Source organism: Thioclava sp. L04-15 (assembly GCF_002020275.1).
In the GTDB taxonomy this organism is placed as follows: domain Bacteria; phylum Pseudomonadota; class Alphaproteobacteria; order Rhodobacterales; family Rhodobacteraceae; genus Thioclava; species Thioclava marina.
Window position 1 is genome coordinate 90,884 of record NZ_MPZW01000001.1, and the last position, 20,746, is coordinate 111,629.

A 20,746-nucleotide genomic window follows, 5' to 3' on the forward strand; every position below is an offset into this window, starting at 1 on the left:
CAAAAGAGAAAATCAATGTTGCGCGCAATTTAGCTACTAGCGAAGTGCAAACCTCTACTTTAGGTTGACTCGAAGAATGTTGGCCTATTTCGGTCAGGGCGCGATCGCGGCAAACCGCGACTAAGGGAAGAAGATGGGGCAACGACCTCACCGGGCAACCGGGCAGAATGCTGATCTGCGTTGTGCGACGCTTTCGCTGAGGCTTCTTGAAACCACGGACCTCCACGGCCAGCTGCGCGCCTACGACTATTTTGCCGACCGGCCCGCGCCCCATACAGGGCTTGCCGCTCTTGCGCCCGAAATCGCGCAGGCACGCTCCGAGGTCTCCAACTGCCTTCTCTTCGATTGCGGCGATTTCCTGCAGGGCACGCCGATCACGCAGATCTGGGGCGATGGCGATCCCGCCCTCGCAGACAGCCCGAACCCGATGATCGCGGCGATGAACGCGGTGGGATATGACGCGGCTGCGCTTGGAAATCACGAGTTCGATTTCGGCCTCGCCCAGCTCGACAGGGCTGTGGCCGAGGCGAATTTCCCGCTCGTCTGCGCCAATCTCGAACGCGCCCCCCACAGCGAGAGCCCCGAAGCCCGGGGCAAGGTCGTACCCTGGCTGATGATCGAGCGCGAGATGCAAGACGACGCAGGCCAGCCGCAGCCAATGCGCATCGCGGTGATCGGCGTGCTGCCGCAACCGACGCTGGGCTGGATGCAGAAACGTCAGTCCAATGAGATGACGACGACCTGCCTCGAGCAGGCCTTGCGCCACCATCTCGTGCATATCCGCGAAACTCGCCCCGATCTGGTGATCGTGCTGGCCCACACGGGGATTGCGCCGCTCGAAGCGGGCGAGCACGACCGCGCTCGCGACGCCGAGCATGCAGCGCTGGCAGTGGCAGAACTGGACGGGGTCGATGTCGTGCTCGCAGGCCATGACCACCGTCTCTTCCCTGATCGCACCCGCCCGGCCACCCCCGGAATCGATCCGATCGGAGCGACACTCGCCGGAAAACCCGCGATCAACGCCGGCGCGGCAGGAACCCGTCTGGGCGTGCTCGATCTGACGCTGGAGCGCCGCGACGGGCGCTGGCAGATCGTCCGACACACCGCAGCCCTGCGCCGCGTCCGCCCCGGCAAGCCACGCGAATGCACCGAGATCCTGAACGCGAGCGCCCCCGCCCATGCGGCGACGCTTGCCCATATGCGCCGCGAGATCGGCGAGAGCACGGTGCCGCTGCACAGCTATTTCAGCATGATCGCCCCGGACCGCAGCCTCTCCTTGAAGGCGCGCGCGGGCTTTTCCCATGCCGCCGAACGGTTGCGCGGGCACCCGCTCGAAGCACTCCCGCGTCTGGCCGCCGTCTCGATTTTCAAATCCGGCGGGCTTGGCGGTGCGGGCAATTTCATCGACATTCCCGCGGGCAAGCTGCGGGTGAGCCACATTGACGATCTCTACCTGTTCAACAACGGCATCGGCGCGGTCGAGATCACCGGCGCGGAACTGCTCGACTGGCTCGAACAATCGGCCTCGGTTTTCGTCCAGCTCACCCCGGGCGAGGATGCGCCGCGCCTGCGAGACCCAAGTTTCGCGAGCTACCAGTTCGACGTGATTTCGGGGCTGCGCTACGAGATCGACCTGAGCCAGCCGCCCCGCTACGCCGCCGACGGGCGTTGCATCGCGCCCAGCGCGACGCGCATTCGCAACCTCACCCATGCGGGCCGCCCCATCGCCCCGGACGATCGCTTCGTCTTGCTGAGCAATGATTTCCGGCTCTCGGGTGGCAACGGCTTCCAACTCCGAGGGCGACCGATCGGACTTGATCCAGAACCGGTTCTGGTTCGCGAGCTCCTGCAACGCGAAATTCGGGGCGCGACACCCGCCCTAGAAATCGAGGCCGAGCCGATATGGCGCTTCGCGCCGATGCCGGGCACGCGCGTCATCTGCCTTACAGGGCCGGGCGCGCAGGCCCATCTGCACGAGCTTGCGGCCCACGGGGTGCGTGCCACCCCCCTGCCTCTCGATACTGACGGTTTCCTGCCACTGCAGATCGCTCTGTGACGCCGCAACGCGGCGCCCAATTTTCTTGCAATAGCAAAACTCACCGCCCAAAACTTAATCACACAACCGTGAGCCCGCGCTCCGAGCCCGCGCCGTGTCCGGTTTCGATTTACCCTCCGGCGCGCGTGGAGAGGATCGGGCTCGACATCCGATCAGATCAGTGAGGGACACCATGCTGCATATCAAACCGGGCCTCTTCGCGGCCCTCGCGCTCGGCCTCTCGGCCACGTTCGCGCAAGCTGAAACCAAGATGCCTTTCGCGCTCGACTGGAAATTCGAAGGCCCCTCGGCGCCCTACTTCCTCGCCGTTGACGAAGGCTTCTACGGCAATGCCGGGCTCGACGTGGAGATTGCCGAAGGCAAGGGCTCGCTCGACGCGATCCCGAAAGTCGCGACCGGCGCTTATCCGGTTGGCTTTGCCGATATCAACTCGCTGATGAAATTCCTCGACCAGAACCCCGGCGCGCCGGTCACGGCGGTGATGATGGTCTATGACAAGCCGCCTTTCGCCGTCGTGGGCCGCAAGTCGCTGGGTGTGAACGAGCCCAAGGATCTCGAAGGCAAGGTGTTGGGGGCCCCGCCGCCGGACGGCGCCTGGGCGCAATTCCCGATCTTCGCCAAGGAAACCGGCCTCGACATGGACAAGATCAAGGTTGAGCCCGTCGGCTTCCCGACCCGCGAGCCGATGCTGGCCGAAGGCAAGGTCTATGCGGTCACCGGCTTCTCCTTCTCCTCGACGCTCAACCTCAAGCGCCTCGGCGTGGCGATGGACGACCAGTCGGTGCTCTTGATGGCCGATTACGGCGTGGCGCTTTACGGCAACGCGATCATCGTGAACACCGATTACGCAAAAGCCCATCCCGAAGAGATCACCGGCTTCATCAAGGCCACCGCCGAGGGCTGGAAAGCCGCAATCGCCGATCCGGGCAAGGCCGTGGATTCGCTCATCAAGCGCAACCCGGCCGCCGACAAGGCGCTGGAGACCGAGCGCCTGCAGATGGCGATCGACGCGAACGTGCTGACCGATTACGTCAAGGCCAACGGCATGGGCGGGATCGACACGGACCGCATGGCCACCGCGATCGAGCAGACGAAAACCGTCTACGAGTTCCAGAACGCGCCCGACGCGGCCGCTTATTTCGACAGCGAATACCTGCCCGACGCGGGGGATCTGAAGATCGACTGATCCTTCCTCTTGGGGGCGGATCTCCTCCCGTATCGTCCGCCCCCTCTTTTTCTTTCTCTTCCCGGCCCCTCATGGAAAACCTCATCGACATTCGCGGCGTCACCCACGCCTACAAGACCAAGCATGGGCCGCTGCCGGTGCTCGACAATCTCGACATCCAGGTGCCGCAGGGCGAGTTCTGCGCGGTGGTCGGCCCCTCGGGCTGCGGCAAGTCCACGCTGACGCGGCTCGTCGCCGGGCTGATGAAACCCGATCAGGGCGAAGTCTGGTTGCATGGCGAGAAGGTCAGCTCCCCGCGCAAGACCGTCGGCATGGCCTTCCAGAACCCGGTGATGCTGGAATGGCGCTCGATCATCGACAACGTGATCCTGCCGCTCGAGATCGTCGCCCCCTCGATGTCCAAGGCCGAGAAATACGCCCGCGCCGAACACCTGCTCGAGATGGTCGGCCTCAAGGGGTTCGGCAACAAGCGCCCCTCTGAACTGTCGGGCGGCATGCGTCAGCGCGCCTCGCTGTGCCGCGCCATCGTGCACAAACCGGACGTGCTGATCATGGATGAACCCTTCGGCGCGCTCGACAATTTCACCCGCGAGGACCTGTGGCAGACGATGCGCGACCTGCGCGCGGCCGAGCCCTTCACCGCCGTTCTCATCACCCACGACCTGCGCGAGAGCGTGTTCCTCGGCGATCAGGTTATCGTGATGTCAGGCCGCCCCGCCCATACACAATATGTGCTGGATGTGGACCTGCCCGCAGATCGTACGATCGACATTCTCTACGAGCCGAAAGCCGTCGACATGCTGCACCTGCTGCGCGACCAGATCCGGATCGCCCAGGGCCGCGACGGGGAGGTGCACTGATGGACTTCAAGAAAATCCTCACCCCGATCCTGTCGATCCTCGCCTTCCTCGCGCTCTGGGAGTTCATCGTTTGGGTCAATGGCTGGCCGAATTACGTGATGGCCTCGCCCTCGGACCTGCCCGCCGCCTATATCCGCTACTGGCAGCTGTTCCTGATCGACAGCTGGCAGACGCTCTGGCGCACCGTCGCGGGGCTCGCGCTGGCCATCGTCTTCGGCACGTTCCTCGGCATGGTGATGGGCTTTTCCAAGACCGCCCGCGACGCGCTCTACCCGCTGCTGGTGGGCTTCAACGCGATCCCGAAGGCGACCGTGGTGCCGGTTCTGGCGCTCCTTTTCATCGGCGCGCATGACTTCAACACGGTCCTGATGGCCTTCATGATCTCTTTCTTCCCGATCGCGGTGTCGGTGGGGATTGGCCTGTCGACGCTCGAGCCCGAATATCGCGACATCCTCGGCGCGCTCGGCGCGTCGAAATTCACCATCTTCCGCAAGATCGCCCTGCCGAAGACGCTTCCCGAATTCTTCGGCGCGCTGAAGGTCTCGGTGACGCTGGCCTTCATCGGCACCAACCTCGTCGAGATCATCTCGCCACACGGAAAAGGCCTCGGCGCGCTGTTTCTCTCGGGCCAGACCAACGGGGATTACCCGCTGATGTTCGCGGTCCTCATCGCCTTGGCCTTCCTCGGCATCCTTCTTTATTACGCCGTCGTCGCGCTGGAGAAGATCTTCGCCGGCTGGGCCGAGCGGCAACCGGGCTGAGGGGGCGCTGCCCCCTCTGGCTTTGCCATTCACCCCCGGGATATTTGAGCCAAGAGGAAGAAACCGGTCTTCATCTGGCCGAAAACACTCCCGGGGGAGGTGCGGCACGCACCGGGGGCAGAGCCCCATCCACGCTCCGCGCTTGCGAATCTGGTTCGGGTTTCCTATATCGCCTCTCGAGAGGTTGGCGCGGGCGAGCGCCTCGCCAACCCGGTCAGGTCCGGAAGGAAGCAGCCGCAACGAGCCCCGCTTGGGTCGCTGTCCAGCCTCTCACCTTATCTCCCCGAAATTGCGCCGCGTCACCATGCCAGCTTGTGAGCGCTCGCCTCTTCGCTAATCTTCGCGTCAAATGGGAGGATTTGCCATGTTCCGTATCGCTTTGGCCGCTCTGGCCTTTCTGCCTGCGCCGCTCTTCGCGGGCACGCTCACCACGGTCGAGGTCGCGCCGAATACCTATGCCATCGAAGGCCCGTTCGGGCAGCGCGACGCCGAGAACCTCGGCAACAACGCAACCTTCGGGCTGATCGTGACGGAGGAGGGCGCGGTTCTGGTCGATGCGGGGGGCTCCTACAAGGGGGCAGCGGCGCTTGACGCGGTGATCGGCACGCTCACCGATCAGCCGGTGAAATACGTCATCGACACCGGCGGGCAGGATCATCGCTGGCTCGGCAATGGCTACTGGAAAGAGCATGGGGCCGAGATCATCACTTCGGAGGACGCGCTCGCCGATCAGAAGGCCCGCGTCTCGATGGAGCTGACGATGCTCGACGCGCTGCTGGGCAAGGAGGCGCTTGCGGGAACTGAGCCGGTCTATGCCGGAACCACTTTCGACGAGAGCTATACGCTGACCCTTGGCGGGCGCGAGATCGCGATCACCCATCCCGGCCCCGCCCATACGCCCGGCGACAGTTTCGTCTGGCTGCCTGCGGAGAAGGTGATGTTCACCGGCGATATCGTCTTCGTCGGCCGTATCCTTGGCGTGCTCGACATGTCCTCGTCGAAAGGCTGGGTCGAGGCGTTCGAAGCCATGGCCGCGCATGAGCCCGCCCATGTCGTGCCCGGTCACGGCCCAGCCACCGATCTCGCCACAGCCACCCGCGACACCTATGATTACCTGACCAATCTGCGTGCCCGGATGGCCGAGTATATCGACGGCGGCGGCGATATCATCGGCTCGGTCGATGTGGACCAGTCGCAATTCGAATACCTTCAGGATTTCGACACCCTCGCCAAGAGAAATGCGCAGGCTGTGTTCAGCCAGATGGAATGGGAATGAGCCGGGTGGACGCCGGAGGCGCGGGAGCCTAATCTGGCGCCTGCGCAAGACACCGGAGCCCCGATGACCGACACCCAATACCAGGTTCTCGCCCGCAAATACCGCCCCGCCACCTTTGCCGACCTGATCGGTCAGGATGCCATGGTGCGCACGTTGAAGAACGCCTTCGCCGCCGACCGGATCGCGCAGGCCTTCATCATGACGGGGATTCGCGGCACGGGGAAAACGACCACGGCGCGGATCATCGCGAAGGGGCTCAATTGCGTGGGCCCCGATGGTCAGGGCAACCCCACCACCGAGCCCTGCCTGCAATGCGAGCATTGCAAGGCCATCGCCGAGGGCCGCCATGTCGACGTGATGGAGATGGACGCCGCCTCGCGCACGGGCGTCGGCGATATCCGCGAGATCATCGAGTCTGTGCATTACCGGGCGGCCTCGGCGCGCTACAAGGTCTATATCATCGACGAGGTTCACATGCTCTCCACGAGCGCGTTCAACGCGCTTCTGAAGACGCTGGAGGAACCGCCCGCCCATGTGAAATTCATCTTCGCCACGACCGAGATCCGCAAGGTCCCGGTGACGGTGCTCAGCCGCTGCCAGCGCTTCGATCTGAAGCGGATCGAGCCCGAGGTGATGATCGACCATCTCAAACGGATCGCGGAAAAGGAAAACGCGCAGATCGCGCATGACGCGCTGGCGCTGATCACCCGTGCGGCAGAAGGCTCGGTGCGCGATGCGATGTCGCTGCTCGATCAGGCCATTGCCCACGGTGCAGGCGAGACCACGGCCGAGCAGGTCCGCGCGATGCTGGGCCTTGCCGATCGCGGCCGGGTGCTCGATCTTTTCGACATGATCCTGCACGGGCAGGCCGCCGAGGCTCTGACGGAACTCGCCGCGCAATATGCCGACGGGGCCGACCCGATGGCGATCCTGCGCGATCTGGCCGAGATCACGCATTGGGTCTCGGTGATCAAGGTGACGCCCGAAGCCGCCGAAGATCCGACCGTCCCCCCCGAGGAGCGCAATCGCGGCCAGGAGATGGCCGCCGCCCTGCCGATGCGGGTCCTGTCGCGGCTCTGGCAGATGCTCCTGAAGGCGCTGGAAGAGGTCGCGGGGGCACCCAATGCGATGATGGCGACCGAGATGGCGGTGATCCGCATGACCCATGTGGCCGACCTGCCCGACCCTGAAACGCTGATCAAGAAGATCCAGCAGGGCAGCGCGCAGACGCAAGCTGCGGGCCGTGGCCCCGCGCCCTCGACCGGCCCTGTCCATGGCGCGACGCTGCGCGCCCGGCGCGCCGGTGGCGGCGCGGTCGCCGCCGCAGCCCCTGCCCCGCAGCACGACCCGATGGCCGATGCGCTCGCGCGCTTTGCCAGCTTCGACGACGTGGTCGACCTGATCGCCCGGATGCGCGACATGACCCTGCTGCTCGAGGTCGAGAGCAACCTGCGCCTCGTGAGCTACCGCCCCGGCCGGATCGAGTTCGAACCGACCCCGCGGGCCTCGCGCGATCTCGCCGCGACCCTTTCGGCACGGCTGCAAGGCTGGACCGGCGCGCGCTGGGGGGTCTCCGTGGTCTCCGAAGGCGGCGCGCCCACCATAGCCGAGGTGAAAGCCGCCGAGATGGCCAAGGCGCAATCCGAGGCGATGGCGAACCCGCTCGTCGCCGCGATCTTCGAAGCCTTCCCGCAAGCGCAATTCGACGAGATTGCAACCGCCGAGGACCTGGCCGCCGAGATCGAGACCGAGGCACTGCCCGAGGTCGAGGATGAATGGGATCCCTTCGAGGAAGGGTGAAGCCGCTCCCTGCGGCTCGGGCGACCAGCCCGGACCGCTCCCGACCGGCCTCCGGAAAGGCTCATTCGCAAGAAAACGCGGGTACGCGCGCCTTCACGACAAAGCGCCAGACCACATCTAACAGCCATGCACCCCAGAGGATCGGGCGAGAAGCATACGGACTTCGCCAATCGTTTTCCCGCCTTCTCCCTTGTCCGTCCCCGCGCCGATGCGTATCTCTGGACCCAAGCCAAACGTGACGGAGTGAGCGATGTTCAAGGGATTGGGCGCCATGGGCGACATGGCCAAGATGATGAAGGCCGCCAAGGAAATGCAGGAGAAGATGGGCCAGCTCCAGGAGGAGCTGAAATCCATCGTGGTCATCGGCGAGGCCGGGGCCGGCCTCGTGCAGGCGCGCGCTACCGCCAAGGGTGAGCTGACCGGCCTCTCCATCGACCCCTCGATCCTTCAGGCCTCGGAAAAGGAAGTCGTCGAGGATCTGATCCTCGCCGCGATCAAGGACACGCAGGCCAAGGCGAAGATCCGCGAGCAGGAAGAACAAAAGCGCCTCCTGCGCGAGCTCGGCCTGCCCGAGAACATGGACCTGCCGGTCTGAGATGACGGGCGGGCGCGACGAGATCGAGGCGCTGATCGCCCTGATGGCGCGGCTGCCGGGGCTCGGGCCCCGCTCGGCGCGCCGGGCGGTGCTGCACCTGATTTCGAAACGCGCCCAGTTGATGGGACCCTTGGCCGAATCCATGGCCGGGGTCGCCCGCACGGCGCGTGAATGCGCGCGCTGCGGCAATATCTCGACCTCCGCCATCTGCGACATCTGCGAAGACGAGCGCCGTGCCACGGGCGAGATCTGCGTGATCGAAGACGTGGCCGATCTCTGGGCGATGGAACGCGGCCACGCCTTCAAGGGTCGCTACCATGTGCTGGGCGGCACGCTTTCCGCGCTCGACGCGATCGGGCCCGAAGACCTGCGCATCCCCGATCTTTTGGAACGGGTCGCGGCCGAGGGGATCTCGGAAGTGATCCTCGCGCTCAACGCGACCGTCGAAGGCCAGACGACCGCTCATTACATCGCCGAAGCGCTCGAGGGGCGCGGCGTCACGGTCACCAGCCTCGCGCAAGGCGTGCCGATCGGGGGCGAGCTCGACTATCTCGACGATGGCACGATCCAGGCAGCCCTTCGCGCCCGCAAGGCGTTCTGAACGCCTCCTTCCTCTTGGCTGAAATATCCCCGCCGGAGGCTCCTGCCCCGGCCTGCTCGCATTATCGTCAGGCAGGAGCTTGCCGGGTTGCGGCTGCCCACCATTGAACCCGCGCGCGGCCCTCGCTATCAGGGATGAAACCCCAACGAGAGATGAGAACTTCGAGCCGATGATCCGCCTCTATCATGTCGCCCTCTCCCCGTTCTGCCGCAAGGTCCGCCTGACGCTGGCCGAGAAAAAGCTCGAAGTCGAACTCGTCGAGGAGCGCTACTGGGAGCAGCAGCCCGATTTCCTGCGCCGCAACCCGGCGGGCAAGGTGCCGGTGCTGAAGATGGACGGGATGGTCATGGCCGAGAGCCAGGCGATCTGCGAATATATCGAGGAAACCCACCCCGAGGCCCCGCTGATGCCGCGCGATCCCGCCGCGCGCTACGAAGTGCGCCGTCTTTGCGCCTGGTTCGACGACAAGTTCAACGACGAGGTTACCGCGAAGGTGATGGGCGAGCGGGTCTGGAAGAAGGTCCGCAAGGAAGGCTATCCCGACAGCAAGACCGTGAAGGCGGGGCTTTCGGCGATCAAGTATCACCTCGACTACATGGGCTGGCTGCTCGATCAGCGCCGCTGGCTCGCAGGCGATGTGATGACGCTCGCCGATTTCGCCGCCGCCGCGCATCTGAGCTGCCTCGACTATATTTCGGATGTGGACTGGAACCGGCAGGAGGCGGTGAAGGACTGGTATGCGAAGATCAAGTCGCGTCCGGCCTTCCGTTCGCTTCTGGCCGATCAACTGCCGGGCATGCCGCCCGCGCCGCAATATGCGGAGCTGGATTTCTGAGATCCGGCGTCGAGGGGCGCTGCCCCGCTCCCTGCGGGAGCCCCCGGGATATTTTCGCCAAGAGGAAGAGGCCGCCGTGGACGATCTGAAGACACGGTTGGTCGCGAGGGCCCTCGAAGAAGGGTTCTCGAAGGCGCGGGTGACCACGCCCGATGCGATCCCGCAGGCCGCCGAGCGGTTGGAAGCCTTTGTGGATGCCGGGATGCATGGTCAGATGGGGTGGATGGAGGAGCGCCGGAACTGGCGTGGCAATCCGGCGGCGCTCTGGCCCGAGGCGCGCTCGGTCGTGATGCTGGCCGAGGCCTATACGCCGGATTACGACCCGCTGGACTTGCTGGCGAGGCGCGACCGTGGCGTGATCTCGGCCTATGCGCAGGGCAAGGACTATCATGATCTGGTGAAGAAGCGACTCAAGCGGGTCGGGCGTTGGCTGCTCGATCAGGTCGAGGGCGAGGAGATCAAGGTCTTCGTGGATACCGCGCCGGTGATGGAGAAGCCCTTGGGACAGGCGGCGGGACTTGGCTGGCAGGGCAAGCACACGAACCTTCTGGCGCGCGATCTGGGGAGCTGGTTTTTTCTCGGTGCGATCTTCACCACCGTCGAACTGCCGCCCGACACGCCTGAGATCAGCCATTGCGGGTCCTGCACGGCCTGCCTCGACATCTGCCCGACCGACGCCTTCCCCGCGCCCTATCAACTCGATGCGCGGCGCTGCATCTCCTACCTGACGATCGAGCACAAGGGGCAGATTGCGCCGGAGCTTCGCGCGAAACTCGGCAACCGGATCTATGGCTGCGACGATTGCCTGGCGGCCTGCCCGTGGAACAAGTTCGCCGCCGAAGCGCGGGAGTTGCGCTATCACGGGGGCGTCGGCGCGCCGCCGCTGGCGGAGCTCGCGGCCCTTGACGATATGGCGTTCCGGGCACGTTTCGCGGGCTCGCCGATCAAGCGGATCGGGCGGGATCGGTTCTTGCGCAATGTGCTTTATGCGATCGGAAATTCCGGCGATCCGACGCTGCGCGACGCGGCCCGCCCCCATCAGAACGACCCCGACCCGGTGGTGGCCGAAGCGGCCGCCTGGGCCCTGATGCGACTGGCGTAAAATCGCGATTGCAAGCCAGGCGCGCCGCGCTAGCTTGGCGGGCATGACCAGTTCTGCGCTTCCCACACCCTCGCCGATGACCGGCATCAGCCTCAAGCTCGGGGCCGTCATCGGTTTCGTGGTGATGCAGGCGATGATCAAGGCCGTGGCCTCGGAGGTGCCTCCGGGCGAAGCGGTCTTCTTCCGGTCGTTCATCGGGATTCTCCCGATCCTGATCTGGCTGGCCTGGCGACACGAGCTGGGACAAGGGCTGCGCGTGGCCAAGCCGATCAATCACGTGATGCGCGGGGTGATCGGGACGACGGCTATGGGCCTGGGCTTTGCCTCGCTTGCCTTCCTTCCCCTGCCCGAAGCGACCGCGCTCGGCTATGCGGCCCCGCTTCTCACCGTGGTCTTCGCGGCGCTCTTGCTGAAGGAAACGGTGCGCGTTTTCCGGATTTCGGCGGTGGGGCTCGGGCTTCTGGGCGTGCTGATCGTGCTCTGGCCCAAACTGGGCGGCGAGGGGCCCGATGCCGGGGCCGAAGCGTTCGGCGCGGCGCTGGCATTGTCCGGGGCCACCTGCGCGGCGCTGGCACAGATCCAGATCCGGCGCATGGTCGGGACCGAGCGTGCCTCGGCCATCGTGTTCTGGTTCTCGGCCACCGCGAGCGTGCTGTCGCTTCTCTCCCTGCCCTTCGGCTGGGTGATGCCCGGACCACGTGAGGCGGCGCTTTTGATCGGGGCGGGGCTGCTGGGCGGGACGGCGCAGATTCTGCTCACCTCGGCCTATCGCTTTGCGGATGCCTCGGTCGTGGCCCCCTTCGATTACGCCTCGATGATCTTCGCGCTGGCGATCGGTTATTCGGTCTTCGACGAGATCCCGACGGCGGCGACGCTTTGGGGGGCCGCGCTGATCATCGCGGCGGGGATTGCGATTATCCTGCGCGAGCATTGGCTTGGACTGGAACGACGCCGAGCGCGCAAGGCTGGCACACCCCAAGGTTGAGCCGCTTTCCGCCTGCGACGAAAAAACGTCGCCCCAAGCATCCCCGACTCATTACAAATCTGTTATAAACACGGCGTAGCGATGAAGAGAGGAGGAAGATCCATGTCCCGTCACATCATCGACCACGCCAAGCCGAATTCCGACGGTTCGCGTCTCAAGCGGTTCCTCGAACTGCAGCGGCGTGAGGGCATCCATCCCGCGATCAAAGAGCTCAGCAAACGCGAGCAGCCCGTCAACGGTGCGCGCATGAAGCAGTTCCTCAAGATCGAGCGGGCCGAAGCGACCTGAGCACCGCGCGACAGGGCCTTCTGCGGAAGACCGGCCTAGCAAAAAGGGCGCACCCGATCCGGTGCGCCCTTTTCCGTTTGTCTGGCGTTGAGGCGCGTCAGGCGCGCACGAGTTTCTCGTAGGTTTCGGCGATATCGCGGGTGAGCGCACCGACCTCGAAGTTGAACTCGCGGATCTGGCTCACGGGCGTGACCTCGGCGGCGGTCCCGGTCAGCCAGCACTGTTCGAACTCGGCCAGTTCGGTCGGCTCGATCAGGCGTTCATGAACGGTGACGCCCTTCTCCTTGAGCAGCCCGATCACGGTCTGGCGGGTGATGCCGTTGAGGAACACGTCGGCCTTGGGCGTATGCACTTCGCCATCTTTCACGAAGAAGATGTTCGCGCCGGTCGCCTCGGCCACGTAGCCGCGCCAATCCATGAAGAGCGCGTCCGAATAGCCACGATCCTCGGCCGCGTGCTTGGACATGGTGCAGATCATGTAGAGACCGGCGGCTTTCGCCTCGGCCGGGATCGTGCGCGGGTCGGGGCGGCGCCATTTCGCGATGTCGAGCTTGGCGCCCTTCATCTTCGCGTCACCGTAGTAGTTGCCCCATTCCCAGCCGGCCACGGCCAGACGGACCGGGTTCTTGCGCGCCGAGACACCCATGTCCTCGCCCGCACCGCGCCATGCCACCGCGCGCACATAGGCGTCAGTCCAGCCATTGGCCTTGAGCATGTCGTATTTCGCCTTTTCGATCTCTTCGACCGAATAGGGGATCTCCATGTCGAGCAGGTTGGCGGACTTGCGCAGGCGCTCGGAATGCTCGACGCCTTTGAAGATCTTGCCATTGTAGCAACGCTCGCCCTCGAATACCGAGGAGGCATAATGCAGCGCGTGGGTCAGAATGTGGACATTGGCGTCGCGCCATTCCACCAGTTTGCCATCCATCCAGATCTTGCCATCACGATCCTCATACGACCCGGCCATCATACCCTCCTTGCGGCTATGCCGATTTACGAATATTGCGCAATATTAGTCCGGTTCGGACATATTCTTGCGCGAAAACTGTCGCTCGGTAACAGTTGAGTCTTGGAAAGTCAACAAGGCTGACATAAAGTCACGCAAAAGAGAGGGAGAGAGATGGCCGAAAGCGGAAGCCCCGGGGGCGAAACCCTTCTGTTTCTGACCGACGAGCAACTGCGCAAGGGAATCGAGGCGATGTTCTTCGCCTATCGCGCCTTTACCGCGGATCCCGACCGGCTTCTCGAGGAACACGGCTATGGCCGCGCTCATCACCGGGCGCTGCACTTCATCAACCGCCAGCCGGGCCTGACCGTGACCACGCTGCTCGCGGTGCTGGGCGTGACCAAGCAATCGCTCAACCGGGTGCTGCGCACCCTGATCGAGGACGGGCTCGTCGAAAGCCGGGTCGGCAAACGCGACAAGCGCGAACGCCGGCTGCATCTCACCGAAGAGGGCGAGGCGCTGGAGCGGGCGCTCTCGGAGGCCCAGCGTGGTCGGATGCGCGCCGCCTATCGCGCGGCGGGGCCGCAGGCGGTGGCTGGCTTCCGGCAGGTTCTCGAGGCAATGATGGGGCCGGACCTGCACAAGCTCTACCAGATGATGAAAGACGAGTGATGCCCTACTCCGCCGATCCTCACCTGCTCATAATCGATGACGACGAGCGCATCCGCACACTGCTGAAAAGCTTCTTGCAGCGCAACGGCTTTCTGGTGACGGCCGCGCGCGATGCCGCGCATGCGCGAGCGCTTCTGGCGGGGCTTGAGTTCAGCCTGATCGTGATGGATGTGATGATGCCCGGCGAGGACGGCCTGAGCCTGACGCGCGACCTGCGCAGGACCATCGCGACACCGATCCTGCTGCTGACCGCGCGCGGCGAGACCCGCGACCGGATCGAGGGGCTCGAGGCGGGCGCGGATGACTACCTGCCCAAGCCGTTCGAGCCCAAGGAGCTCTTGCTGCGGATCAACGCGATCCTGCGCCGCGTGCCGCAAGAGGCCGAGACGGGGCCGAAATTCCTCTCGCTGGGCCCGCTGAAATACGATCAGGACCGGGGCGAGCTCTGGGACGGCGAAACCCCGGTGAAATTGACCGCGACCGAGGTTCAGCTGATGAAAATCTTCGCCTCCCATGCCGGAGAGGTCGTCAGCCGAACCGCATTGATCGAAGAGCTCGGGCGCGAACGCACGGCCAGCGAGGATGGCGCGGGCGGCGACCGCGCCGTCGACGTGCAGATCACCCGCCTGCGCCGCAAGATCGAGCGCGATCCACGCGAGCCGCGCTACCTTCAGACCGTACGCGGGCTGGGCTATATGCTTGCGCCGGACTAAGTTTTCGGCAGCGCCCCCCCCAAAGATGTGAAATCGCTGTATGATTTCACAAGATTGATTCGTTTTGTCGCAGAGCGCAAAGGTCGCAGACCGGACCGCTCAAGGCAGTTGGTGCTCGCAGTCGCCTATTCACTCGAATGACCCGGCGTGACGTGTTGCAAGAGCGTCATTTACCTTGGTTGAGCCGACGTTGAGACCGAATGACTTCTGGACTGACAAATTCGTGATTGCTATGAGAGCGGCCATGTTGGGCGGCACTTCGCACGTGCCCCGGCACGTCACTATCGGCCCATCCCACGGGCCCGGGAAGGAGAGACAACGTGTCCCACGCAGATAATAACGCAGGCTCCCGGAGGGATTTCCTCTACTACGCCACCGCCGGCACCGGCGCGGTCGTCACCGGGGCGGCCGTTTGGCCGCTGGTGAACCAGATGAACGCCTCTGCCGACGTCAAGGCGCTCTCGTCGATCTTTGTGGACGTTTCGGGCGTCGAGACCGGCACCCAGCTCACGGTGAAATGGCGCGGCAAGCCCGTCTTCATCCGCCGCCGGACCGAAGAAGAGATCAACATGGCGCGTGAAGTCCCGCTCGACGAGCTGACGGACCGTTCCGCCGAGAACGCCAACAAACCGGGCGCGGATGCCTCCGACGAGAACCGCGCGCTCGACGAGGCCGGCGAGTGGCTGGTGATGATCGGCGTGTGCACCCACCTGGGCTGCGTGCCGATCGGCAATGGCTCGGGCGACTACCATGGCTGGTTCTGCCCCTGCCACGGCTCGCATTACGACACTGCCGGGCGGATCCGCAAAGGTCCCGCACCGCGCAACCTCGATATCCCGGTGGCGCAGTTCACCGACGAAACCACGATCCTGCTGGGCTGAGGAGGCACTGAGATGTCGGGCATTCCCCACGACCATTACAAGCCCAAGACGGGCGCCGAGAAATGGGTGCATTCGCGCCTTCCGATCATCGGGCTGATCTATGACACGATCATGATCCCCACCCCCAAGAACCTGAACTGGTGGTGGATCTGGGGTATCGTGCTGGCTTTCTGCCTGGTGCTGCAAATCGTCACCGGCATCGTCCTGGTGATGCATTACACCCCGCATGTCGACCTGGCCTTCGCCTCGGTCGAGCACATCATGCGTGACGTGAATGGCGGCTACGCGCTGCGTTACATCCACGCGAACGGCGCCTCGCTGTTCTTCCTCGCCGTCTATATCCACATCTTCCGCGGCCTGTATTACGGCTCCTACAAGGCGCCCCGCGAGATCACCTGGATCGTCGGCATGATCATCTACCTGTGCATGATGGGCACGGCGTTCATGGGCTACGTGCTGCCCTGGGGCCAGATGTCCTTCTGGGGCGCGACCGTGATCACCGGCCTGTTCGGCGCGATCCCGGGCATCGGTCCGGACATCCAGGCCTGGCTGCTCGGCGGCCCGGCGGTGGACAACGCGACGCTGAACCGCTTCTTCTCGCTGCACTACCTGCTGCCCTTCGTGATCGCCGCGCTGGTCGTGGTCCACATCTGGGCCTTCCACACCACCGGCAACAACAACCCGACCGGCGTTGACGTCCGCAAGGGCTCGAAGGCGGAAGCCGAGAAGGACACCCTGCCCTTCTGGCCCTACTTCGTGATCAAGGACCTGTTCGCGCTGGCCGTCGTGCTGCTGATCTTCGCCGCGGTCGTGGGCTTCATGCCGAACTATCTCGGCCACCCCGACAACTACATCGAGGCGAACCCGCTGGCGACGCCTGCGCATATCGTGCCCGAATGGTACTTCCTGCCCTTCTACGCGATCCTGCGCGCCTTCACCGCCGATGTCTGGGTCGTGATGCTCGTGAACTGGATCACCTTCGGCATCGTCGACGCGAAGTTCTTCGGCGTGCTCGCGATGTTCGGTGCGATCATCGTGATGGCGCTGGCACCGTGGCTCGACACCTCCAAAGTGCGTTCGGGCGCCTATCGCCCGATGTTCAAATGGTGGTTCTGGCTGCTCGCGATCGACTTCGTGGTGCTGATGTGGGTGGGCGCGATGCCGACCGACGGGATCTACCCCTACATCTCGCTGATCGGCGCGACCTACTGGTTCGTCTACTTCCTGGTCATCCTGCCGCTGCTGGGCCTGATCGAGAAGCCGGCGCCGTTGCCCGCGACGATCGAAGAAGACTTCAATCATCACTACGACATCAAACCGGCCGAGTGAGTAAGGAAGAGGGACGCAAAATGAAAAATCTTCTGATCTCCGCCATTTCGGCACTGGCCATCGGCACCGGCTTCTTCGCCGGTCCCGCTCTGGCCGCGGGCGGTGGCGAAAGCCATGTCGAGAATATCGACTTCTCTTTCGAGGGCCCCTTCGGAACCTTCGACCAGCAGCAGCTGCGTCGCGGCTTCCAGGTCTACCGGGAGGTCTGCTCGGCCTGCCACGGCATGAAGTTCGTGCCCTTCCGCACGCTGGCCGATGAAGGCGGCCCGATGATGGACCCGGCTTGGGTTCGTGCCTACGCCGCCGAGTTCGACATGGTCGACAAGGAAACCGGCGAGGACCGTCCCGGCAAGGAAACCGACCACTTCCCGAAAGTGACCGGCGAGGGCATGGGCCCGGACCTGTCGCTGATGGCGAAGGCGCGGGCGGGCTTCCACGGCCCCTACGGCCTCGGCCTCAACCAGCTCTTCCGCGGCATGGGCGGCCCCGAGTACATCTTCTCGATCCTGACCGGCTATACCGGCGAGGAAAAGGAAGAGGCGGGCTCGATCTTCTACGGAAACCACACCTTCGCGGGTGGCTGGATCGCGATGCCGCCTCCGCTTTCGGAAGACCTCATCGAGTATGAGGACGGCACCCCCGCGACCGTCGAGCAGATGGCGCAGGACGTTGCGGCCTTCCTGATGTGGACCGCGGAACCCAAGCTCGAGGCGCGCAAGCGCTGGGGCTTCGTGGCCGTGATCATGCTCGTGCTGCTCAGCTCGCTTCTCTACCTGACGAACAAGAAGCTCTGGGCCCCGCACAAGGGCAAACATGTCGATCTGTGATCGCTGCTAAATCGAGATGAGAGACGCCCCCTCGGACACGAGGGGGCGTTTTTCGTTGGAATACTGCAGGTCGCCGCCGCCTCGCCAAGCGATCCGCACCACGAACGGTTGCCAAGCAAGGGGCAGCGCCTTACCTCACAGGGGACAACGTCAGGAGAGACAATGCCCGAGCTGCCCGACTTCCCCCACGCCTCGCCCGCCGCCCGCGCGCCACGGCTCTGCGTGCTGATCGACGCTGACAACGTGCCTGCCTCCTACGCCGAGGCGATCTTCGAGGAGATCGCCTCGCTGGGCGAGGCCTCGGTGCGCCGGATCTATGGCGACTGGTCGGCGCAGCGCCTGGCGGGTTGGGCAAAGCGCGTGGCCGAGCTCGGCCTGGTCGCGGACCAGCAATTCGCCAATACCAAGGGCAAGAACGCCTCCGATATCGGCCTCGTCATCGCGGCGATGGATTTCCTGCATTCCGGCCTCTTCGACGGGTTCGTGCTGGTCTCCTCCGACAGCGATTTCACCCGGCTCGCCGCGCGCATCCGCGAGCAGGGTCTCGATGTCTACGGCATCGGCGAGCAGAAAACCCCCGAGGCCTTCCGCAAGGCCTGCAAACGCTTCATCTATGTCGAGAACCTCGGCAATGGCGAGACGCCCGGCCCCAGCGCGAAACCCAGCCCCGGTAAAGGCAGCGCACCGAAATCCACCGGCGGCAAGCAGGAGCCGAAAGAGGCGATCCCGATCATCACCAACGCGATGAAGGCGATCGGCCTGGAAGAGGAATGGTATTCGCTCGGCCAGCTCGGCCAGTTCATCACCCAGGCGAACCCGGATTTCGACACCCGCACCTATGGCAGCGCGAAACTCTCGGACCTGCTGATCAAGACGGGTCGGTTCCAGCTCCAGCGCGGCGAAGGCAATCAGTGGATGGTGCGCGACCTGGCCTGACCAGCCCCGCGCGCCCTCAGCCTTTTGTGCCGTAGCGCGCGAGGAACATCTCGACCGCGCCCTTGATCACGCGCTCCTTGTCGAGAGAGGAGCAAGAGCCCATCCCGAAAAGCAGCTTGGCATGCAGCTCGGCCTTGCACAGCTCTGCGAAAAGATGCGCCGCAAGATCGAGATCGTCGATCTCCAGCTCCCCCCGTGCGACCGCCTGCTCGAGATAGGCGCAGATCTTGTCATGCACGAGCTGCGGGCCCGAGGCATAAAAGGCCCGGCCCAGATCGGGGAAGCGTTCGACCTCGGCCACGCAGAGCCGGTAGATCCCCTGCCCCAGATCGGAGGCCATGAAATCGATGATCTGCTCGGCCGCCAGAGGCAGCACCACTTCGGGCGGCTGGCTGAAATCGATCGTCTCGCTCGCCTGCTCGGCCTGACGCTGGCACTCGGTTCGCGCCACCTCGAGAAACATCAGCCGCTTGTCGGGGAAATAGCTGTAGAGCGTGGCCTTGGAGACGCCCGCCTCCTTCGCGATATCGTCGACCGAGGCACCGTCAAAACCGTCGCGCAGGAAGATCTCGCGCGCGCCTTCAAGCACCTGATCGAATTTGCGTCCGCGATGGATCTGATCTGCGTCGGCCATTCACCTCTCCACTCCCGGGCGAAGCGGCCCGGACCTTCAGAATAAACCGTCCCGTTCAGTCCCTGCAAGGCGGCGCAACGTCACGTCATGCCTGCCATGCGTCAGACCGGCGGGAGGTGGCGCTTTTCGCGCCTTCGAATTGGCAGAAATATCCCGGGGTGAGGCGCGCAAGCGCCGAGGGGCAGCGCCCCTCTCCCTTTACCCGATCGTGCCGCGAATCCCGCCCGTCTGAGCGCGGTCCATCAAGAACTGATCGAGGATCACGCAGGCCATCATCGCCTCGGCCACCGGCACCGCGCGGATACCGACACAAGGGTCGTGGCGGCCCTTGGTGATCACTTCCACCTCTTCGCCCGCGACATTGACCGAGCGGCGGGGCGTCAGGATCGACGAGGTCGGCTTGACCGCGAAGCGCACGAGGATCGGCTGGCCGGTCGTGATCCCTCCGAGGATGCCGCCGGCGTGGTTCGACAGATATTCCACCCCGTTCGGCCCCATCACCATCTCGTCGGCATTGTCGACGCCGGTCAGCGCCGCTGCCGCCATCCCCTCGCCGATCTCGACACCTTTCACCGCGTTGATCGACATCATCGCCGCGGCGAGTTCGGTATCCATCTTCGCATAGATCGGCGCGCCGAGACCCGCCGGGCAGCCTTCCGCCACAACCTCGATCGCGGCGCCCACCGAGTTCTGCCCCTTGCGGATCGCGGCGAGGTAATCGGCCCATTCGTCGACCGCCTCGGCATCGGGAATGAAGAAGGGGTTTTGCAGGATCTGGCTGCGGTCGAAGCGCGCGCGGTTTATATGCTTCGCACCCATCTGGACCATGTAGCCGTAGATCTTCAGATCAGGGACCAGCTGGCGCAGCACCGCCTGCGCCACACCGCCAGCGGCAACACGGGCCGCCGTCTCGCGGGCGCTCGAGCGCCCGCCGCCGCGATAATCGCGCACACCGTATTTCTGGTGGTAGGTGATGTCTGCATGACCGGGGCGGAACTGCCGCGCGATCTCGCCGTAATCCTTAGACCGCTGGTCGGTATTCTCGATCATCAGCTGGATCGTGGTGCCTGTCGTCTTGCCCTCGAACACGCCCGAGAGGATGCGCACCGCATCGGGCTCCTTGCGCTGGGTCGTCTCCTTCGACTGGCCCGGACGGCGGCGGTCGAGGAATTGCTGGATGAACCCCTCGTCGATCTCGATCCCCGGAGGGCAACCATCCACCGTCGCGCCCAGAGCGGGCCCGTGGCTTTCGCCCCAGGTGGTGACGCGAAACAGGTGACCAAATGTGTTGAAGGACATGGGCGCGGCCTCGATCGGGTATGTTTGGCGTCTGCTTTAGCAACCGGGGCGTGGCGAGGCAACGCGGATGGTGGTGCGCAACATAGGAAAGGCGCGCCACGGGGCACCGCCGGGGAGCGCTTGGCGCATGCCCTCTCACCACTCTATCGCACCATGACCTGCCC

General features: G+C 64.6%; 21 protein-coding genes and 1 other RNA gene. 19 read left to right on the forward strand and 3 right to left on the reverse strand.

Features of this window, described 5'->3' with window-relative positions; translation table 11 throughout:
• Positions 1–133 precede the first annotated feature (133 nt).
• The 13 genes from BMI90_RS00465 to BMI90_RS00525 all read left to right on the forward strand — a co-directional run bounded on the left by BMI90_RS00465 (position 134) and on the right by BMI90_RS00525 (position 12,345).
• Positions 134–2,056, forward strand: a complete 1,923-nt coding sequence (locus BMI90_RS00465) for a 5'-nucleotidase C-terminal domain-containing protein (RefSeq protein WP_078524856.1) — start codon at positions 134–136, stop codon at positions 2,054–2,056.
• 172 nt (positions 2,057–2,228) lie between these two features.
• Positions 2,229–3,242 carry an ABC transporter substrate-binding protein gene (locus BMI90_RS00470; protein WP_078524858.1) on the forward strand — a complete coding sequence of 338 codons (1,014 nt, stop codon included), beginning with the start codon at positions 2,229–2,231 and terminating at the stop codon, positions 3,240–3,242.
• Positions 3,243–3,313: 71 nt separating this feature from the next.
• Entirely contained in the window at positions 3,314–4,102 is a 789-nt protein-coding gene (locus BMI90_RS00475; RefSeq protein WP_078524860.1) for an ABC transporter ATP-binding protein, read from the forward strand.
• On the forward strand, positions 4,102–4,863 hold the full coding sequence (locus BMI90_RS00480; protein WP_078524863.1) for an ABC transporter permease: 762 nt from the start codon (positions 4,102–4,104) through the stop codon (positions 4,861–4,863). The genes BMI90_RS00475 and BMI90_RS00480 overlap by 1 nt, the downstream gene beginning before the upstream one ends.
• A gap of 177 nt (positions 4,864–5,040) precedes the next feature.
• Positions 5,041–5,139, forward strand: an RNA gene (gene ffs, locus BMI90_RS00485) — signal recognition particle sRNA small type.
• Positions 5,140–5,227: 88 nt separating this feature from the next.
• Positions 5,228–6,139, forward strand: a complete 912-nt coding sequence (locus BMI90_RS00490) for an MBL fold metallo-hydrolase (RefSeq protein ID WP_168172697.1) — start codon at positions 5,228–5,230, stop codon at positions 6,137–6,139.
• Positions 6,140–6,172: 33 nt separating this feature from the next.
• A complete protein-coding gene (locus BMI90_RS00495; protein ID WP_281251066.1) occupies positions 6,173–7,939 on the forward strand; it encodes a DNA polymerase III subunit gamma/tau in 1,767 nt (588 codons plus the stop codon).
• A 250-nt stretch (positions 7,940–8,189) separates the two neighbouring features.
• Complete coding sequence (locus BMI90_RS00500; RefSeq protein WP_078524870.1) at positions 8,190–8,534, forward strand: YbaB/EbfC family nucleoid-associated protein; 345 nt, start codon at positions 8,190–8,192, stop codon at positions 8,532–8,534.
• Between the two features lies 1 nt (position 8,535).
• Positions 8,536–9,135 carry a recombination mediator RecR gene (gene recR / locus BMI90_RS00505; RefSeq protein WP_078524872.1) on the forward strand — a complete coding sequence of 200 codons (600 nt, stop codon included), beginning with the start codon at positions 8,536–8,538 and terminating at the stop codon, positions 9,133–9,135.
• 169 nt (positions 9,136–9,304) lie between these two features.
• Entirely contained in the window at positions 9,305–9,970 is a 666-nt protein-coding gene (locus tag BMI90_RS00510; protein WP_078524874.1) for a glutathione S-transferase family protein, read from the forward strand.
• Between the two features lie 76 nt (positions 9,971–10,046).
• Positions 10,047–11,072 carry a tRNA epoxyqueuosine(34) reductase QueG gene (gene queG, locus BMI90_RS00515; RefSeq protein WP_246831467.1) on the forward strand — a complete coding sequence of 342 codons (1,026 nt, stop codon included), beginning with the start codon at positions 10,047–10,049 and terminating at the stop codon, positions 11,070–11,072.
• A gap of 43 nt (positions 11,073–11,115) precedes the next feature.
• Complete coding sequence (locus BMI90_RS00520; RefSeq protein WP_078524878.1) at positions 11,116–12,057, forward strand: DMT family transporter; 942 nt, start codon at positions 11,116–11,118, stop codon at positions 12,055–12,057.
• 102 nt (positions 12,058–12,159) lie between these two features.
• Positions 12,160–12,345 (forward strand): hypothetical protein, encoded by a 186-nt coding sequence (locus BMI90_RS00525; protein ID WP_078524880.1) that lies wholly within the window; start codon positions 12,160–12,162, stop codon positions 12,343–12,345.
• A gap of 97 nt (positions 12,346–12,442) precedes the next feature.
• Here BMI90_RS00525 and BMI90_RS00530 read toward each other — a convergent pair whose 3' ends face one another.
• Positions 12,443–13,312, reverse strand: a complete 870-nt coding sequence (locus BMI90_RS00530) for a branched-chain amino acid aminotransferase (RefSeq protein WP_078524882.1) — start codon at positions 13,310–13,312, stop codon at positions 12,443–12,445.
• Between the two features lie 153 nt (positions 13,313–13,465).
• On the opposite strand from BMI90_RS00530, the gene BMI90_RS00535 reads away from it, so the two are divergent.
• From BMI90_RS00535 to BMI90_RS00560, 6 genes are all read left to right on the forward strand, one after another.
• Positions 13,466–13,963 carry a MarR family transcriptional regulator gene (locus BMI90_RS00535; RefSeq protein ID WP_078524884.1) on the forward strand — a complete coding sequence of 166 codons (498 nt, stop codon included), beginning with the start codon at positions 13,466–13,468 and terminating at the stop codon, positions 13,961–13,963.
• Positions 13,963–14,676, forward strand: coding sequence for a response regulator transcription factor (locus BMI90_RS00540; RefSeq protein WP_078524886.1), 714 nt, complete (start codon positions 13,963–13,965; stop codon positions 14,674–14,676). Before BMI90_RS00535 ends, BMI90_RS00540 begins: the two co-directional genes overlap by 1 nt.
• 320 nt (positions 14,677–14,996) lie before the next feature.
• The gene (gene petA / locus BMI90_RS00545; protein WP_078524888.1) at positions 14,997–15,557 is read left to right on the forward strand and encodes a ubiquinol-cytochrome c reductase iron-sulfur subunit; all 561 of its coding nucleotides are present in this window, start codon (positions 14,997–14,999) and stop codon (positions 15,555–15,557) included.
• Positions 15,558–15,569: 12 nt separating this feature from the next.
• Positions 15,570–16,886, forward strand: coding sequence for a cytochrome b (petB, locus tag BMI90_RS00550; protein ID WP_078524890.1), 1,317 nt, complete (start codon positions 15,570–15,572; stop codon positions 16,884–16,886).
• Positions 16,887–16,906: 20 nt separating this feature from the next.
• Complete coding sequence (locus BMI90_RS00555; protein WP_078524892.1) at positions 16,907–17,713, forward strand: cytochrome c1; 807 nt, start codon at positions 16,907–16,909, stop codon at positions 17,711–17,713.
• Positions 17,714–17,875: 162 nt separating this feature from the next.
• Positions 17,876–18,649, forward strand: coding sequence for an NYN domain-containing protein (locus BMI90_RS00560; protein WP_078524894.1), 774 nt, complete (start codon positions 17,876–17,878; stop codon positions 18,647–18,649).
• 16 nt (positions 18,650–18,665) lie between these two features.
• Here BMI90_RS00560 and BMI90_RS00565 read toward each other — a convergent pair whose 3' ends face one another.
• Positions 18,666–19,283, reverse strand: coding sequence for a TetR/AcrR family transcriptional regulator (locus BMI90_RS00565; RefSeq protein WP_078524896.1), 618 nt, complete (start codon positions 19,281–19,283; stop codon positions 18,666–18,668).
• A gap of 198 nt (positions 19,284–19,481) precedes the next feature.
• Positions 19,482–20,582: a chorismate synthase gene (gene aroC / locus BMI90_RS00570; protein ID WP_078524898.1), complete on the reverse strand. Its 1,101-nt coding sequence runs from the start codon at positions 20,580–20,582 to the stop codon at positions 19,482–19,484.
• Positions 20,583–20,746 lie beyond the last annotated feature (164 nt).

Coding starts and splice junctions, on each gene's coding strand:
- BMI90_RS00465 (WP_078524856.1), top strand. CDS start 134: ATGGGGCAACGACCTCACCGGGCAACCGGGCAGAATGCTGATCTGCGT.
- BMI90_RS00470 (WP_078524858.1), top strand. CDS start 2,229: ATGCTGCATATCAAACCGGGCCTCTTCGCGGCCCTCGCGCTCGGCCTC.
- BMI90_RS00475 (WP_078524860.1), top strand. CDS start 3,314: ATGGAAAACCTCATCGACATTCGCGGCGTCACCCACGCCTACAAGACC.
- BMI90_RS00480 (WP_078524863.1), top strand. CDS start 4,102: ATGGACTTCAAGAAAATCCTCACCCCGATCCTGTCGATCCTCGCCTTC.
- BMI90_RS00490 (WP_168172697.1), top strand. CDS start 5,228: ATGTTCCGTATCGCTTTGGCCGCTCTGGCCTTTCTGCCTGCGCCGCTC.
- BMI90_RS00500 (WP_078524870.1), top strand. CDS start 8,190: ATGTTCAAGGGATTGGGCGCCATGGGCGACATGGCCAAGATGATGAAG.
- recR (WP_078524872.1), top strand. CDS start 8,536: ATGACGGGCGGGCGCGACGAGATCGAGGCGCTGATCGCCCTGATGGCG.
- BMI90_RS00510 (WP_078524874.1), top strand. CDS start 9,305: ATGATCCGCCTCTATCATGTCGCCCTCTCCCCGTTCTGCCGCAAGGTC.
- BMI90_RS00520 (WP_078524878.1), top strand. CDS start 11,116: ATGACCAGTTCTGCGCTTCCCACACCCTCGCCGATGACCGGCATCAGC.
- BMI90_RS00525 (WP_078524880.1), top strand. CDS start 12,160: ATGTCCCGTCACATCATCGACCACGCCAAGCCGAATTCCGACGGTTCG.
- BMI90_RS00530 (WP_078524882.1), bottom strand. CDS start 13,312: ATGGCCGGGTCGTATGAGGATCGTGATGGCAAGATCTGGATGGATGGC.
- BMI90_RS00535 (WP_078524884.1), top strand. CDS start 13,466: ATGGCCGAAAGCGGAAGCCCCGGGGGCGAAACCCTTCTGTTTCTGACC.
- BMI90_RS00540 (WP_078524886.1), top strand. CDS start 13,963: ATGCCCTACTCCGCCGATCCTCACCTGCTCATAATCGATGACGACGAG.
- petB (WP_078524890.1), top strand. CDS start 15,570: ATGTCGGGCATTCCCCACGACCATTACAAGCCCAAGACGGGCGCCGAG.
- BMI90_RS00555 (WP_078524892.1), top strand. CDS start 16,907: ATGAAAAATCTTCTGATCTCCGCCATTTCGGCACTGGCCATCGGCACC.
- BMI90_RS00560 (WP_078524894.1), top strand. CDS start 17,876: ATGCCCGAGCTGCCCGACTTCCCCCACGCCTCGCCCGCCGCCCGCGCG.
- BMI90_RS00565 (WP_078524896.1), bottom strand. CDS start 19,283: ATGGCCGACGCAGATCAGATCCATCGCGGACGCAAATTCGATCAGGTG.
- aroC (WP_078524898.1), bottom strand. CDS start 20,582: ATGTCCTTCAACACATTTGGTCACCTGTTTCGCGTCACCACCTGGGGC.